The organism is Roseateles sp. P5_B10 (assembly GCF_056400485.1).
Genome location: NZ_JBFULE010000691.1, coordinates 1 through 2807 on the forward strand (window position 1 = coordinate 1; position 2807 = coordinate 2807).

2 protein-coding genes are annotated in these 2807 nt (G+C 65.2%); both read left to right on the top strand.

Annotated elements, in window-relative coordinates:
• Window positions 1-1541: 2-isopropylmalate synthase (locus AC1DU6_RS26060; protein WP_477860667.1), on the top strand; the 1541-nt coding region annotated here is incomplete at its 5' end.
• A partial coding sequence (locus AC1DU6_RS26065; RefSeq protein WP_477860669.1) for a 2-isopropylmalate synthase occupies window positions 1538-2807 on the top strand: 1270 nt, incomplete at its 3' end. The genes AC1DU6_RS26060 and AC1DU6_RS26065, both read left to right, overlap by 4 nt.

The window sequence follows — 2807 nt, forward strand, 5'->3', positions numbered from 1 at the left end:
ACATTGCCCGCAAGCTGCGCATGTTCCAGCAGCTCGTGAAGATCGGCTTCAAGGAGATCGAGGTCGGCTTCCCGTCGGCGTCGCAGACCGAGTTCGACTTCATCCGCCTGCTCATCGACGGCGGACACATCCCCGACGACGTGACCATCCAGGTGCTGACGCAGGCGCGTGCCCACCTGATCGAGCGCACTTTTGAGTCGCTGGATGGCGTAAGTCGCGTCATCGTCCACGTCTACAACGCGGTCGCACCCATCATGCGCCGTGTCGTGCTCGGCACGGACGAGGACGGCATCGTCGAGCTCGCGGCCTCGCACGCCCGCCAGATCAAGGAACTGGCCGCCGCGCGGCCGGGCGTGGACTGGCGCTTCGAGTATTCGCCCGAAATGTTTTCTGGCACCGAGCTGGCCTTCAGCAAGCGTGTCGTCGATGCGGTGACGGCGGTCTGGCAGCCGACGCCCGAGCGCAAGTGCATCATCAACCTGCCGTCCACCGTCGAGCACAGCACGCCCAATATCTTCGCGGACATGATCGAGTGGATGCACCGCAACCTGGCGCGCCGCGAATCCATCGTGCTGTCCGTGCACCCGCACAACGACCGCGGTACCGGCACGGCGGCTGGCGAGTTCGCGTTGATGGCGGGCGCTGACCGCGTCGAGGGCTGCTTGTTCGGCAACGGCGAGCGCACCGGCAACGTCGACCTCGTCAACATCGCGCTCAACCTTTACACCCAGGGTGTGGACCCGCAGCTCGATTTCTCCGACATCGACGAGGTACGCCGCTGCGTCGAGCATTGCACGCAGATCCCTGTGCATCCGCGCCACCCTTACGTGGGCGACCTCGTCTACACCTCCTTCTCGGGCTCCCACCAGGACGCCATCAAGAAAGCCTTCGCAGCCCGCCGGGAGGGGGAGATTTGGGACATGCCCTATCTCCCCGTCGACCCCAAGGACCTGGGCCGCAGCTATGACGCCGTCATCCGCGTGAACAGCCAGTCAGGCAAGGGCGGCATCGCCTATCTGCTGGAAGCGGAATACGGCCTGGAGCTGCCGCGGCGCCTGCAGATCGAGTTCAGCCAGGTCGTACAACGCGTCATGGACGACGCCGGCAAGGAACTGACGGCCGCAGACATCTTTGCCATCTTTGAACGCGAGTACGGCATCGGTGACGCTGGCGCGGCCGTCGTGCAGCCGCAGATGACCGAAGTAGCGGGCGGCGCGATGCGCCTGTCGGCCGAAATCGTGTTGGGTGGCTGGATGGGCCATGTGCAGGGAGAGGGCAACGGTCCCATCGATGCCTTCGTCAACGCGCTGTCGACACGCCTGGGCCAAGAGGTCCGTGTGCTGGACTACCACGAGCATTCGATCGGCAGCGGCGCCGATGCGCGCGCGGTGGCCTATCTGGAGCTTCGCGTGGGCRACGTGACTCGCCACGGCGTCGGCATTGATGGCAGCATCGTGCGTGCGTCCATGCAGGCCATCCTGTCCGGCCTGTCTCGCGCACCGGYGGCCGTGCCCCAGATTCGAGAGGAAAACGTGCGATGACCGACAAACTGATCATCTTCGACACCACGCTGCGCGATGGTGAGCAATCGCCCGGCGCGTCCATGACGCGCGAGGAGAAGCTGCGCATCGCCCGCCAACTGGAGCGCATGAAGGTCGACATCATCGAGGCCGGTTTCGCGGCATCGAGCAATGGTGACTTCGAGGCGGTCAAGGCCATTGCCGCGGCGGTCAAGGACAGCACGGTCTGTTCACTGGCCCGCGCCAACGACCGTGACATCTCACGAGCGGCCGAAGCGCTGGCACCTGCTCACCGGGCTCGCATCCACACCTTCATCGCCACCAGCGAACTCCACATGGAGAAGAAGCTGCGCATGACCCGCGAGCAGGTGCTGGAGCAGGCCATGCTGGCGGTGCGCTTCGCGCGCAACCTGTGCGGCGACATCGAGTTCTCGCCCGAGGACGGCTACCGCTCYGACATCGACTTTCTCGCCCGAGTCTGCGAGGGCGTCATCAAGGAAGGCGCCGGCACCATCAACATCCCCGACACGGTGGGCTATGCCATTCCCGAGCTCTATGGCGACTTTCTGCGCCGCCTGCGCGAGAAGGTGCCCAACTCCGACCAGGCCATCTGGAGCGTGCACTGCCACAACGACCTGGGCATGGCGGTCGCCAATTCCCTGGCCGGCGTGAAGATTGGCGGCGCTCGCCAGGTGGAATGCACCATCAACGGCCTGGGCGAGCGCGCCGGCAACTGTTCGCTCGAAGAGGTCGTCATGGCCGTCAAGACGCGGCGCGACTATTTCGGCCTGGATGTCGGCCTCGACACGTCGCAGATCGTGCCGGCCTCCAGGCTGGTATCGCAGACGACCGGCTTCGTCGTGCAGCCCAACAAGGCCGTCGTCGGCGCCAACGCCTTCGCGCACGCCTCAGGCATCCACCAGGACGGCGTGCTGAAGGCGCGCGACACCTATGAAATCATGCGCGCCGAGGATGTGGGCTGGGCGGCCAACAAGATCGTGCTGGGCAAGCTGTCTGGCCGCAATGCCTTCAAGGCGCGGCTGCAGGAGCTTGGCATCCAGTTGGAGAGTGAAGCCGAGGTCAATGCGGCCTTCCAGCGTTTCAAGGATCTGGCCGACCGCAAGAACGAGATCTTCGATGAGGACATCGTTGCCCTCGTGATGGACGAGTCGGTCATCAACGACGCCGAGCACTACCGCCTGCTGTCGCTCGCCCAACGCAGCGAGACCGGGGAGCGCCCGCACGCAGCCATCGTCTTCGCCGTGGGGCTCCAGGAGCATCGCGCGG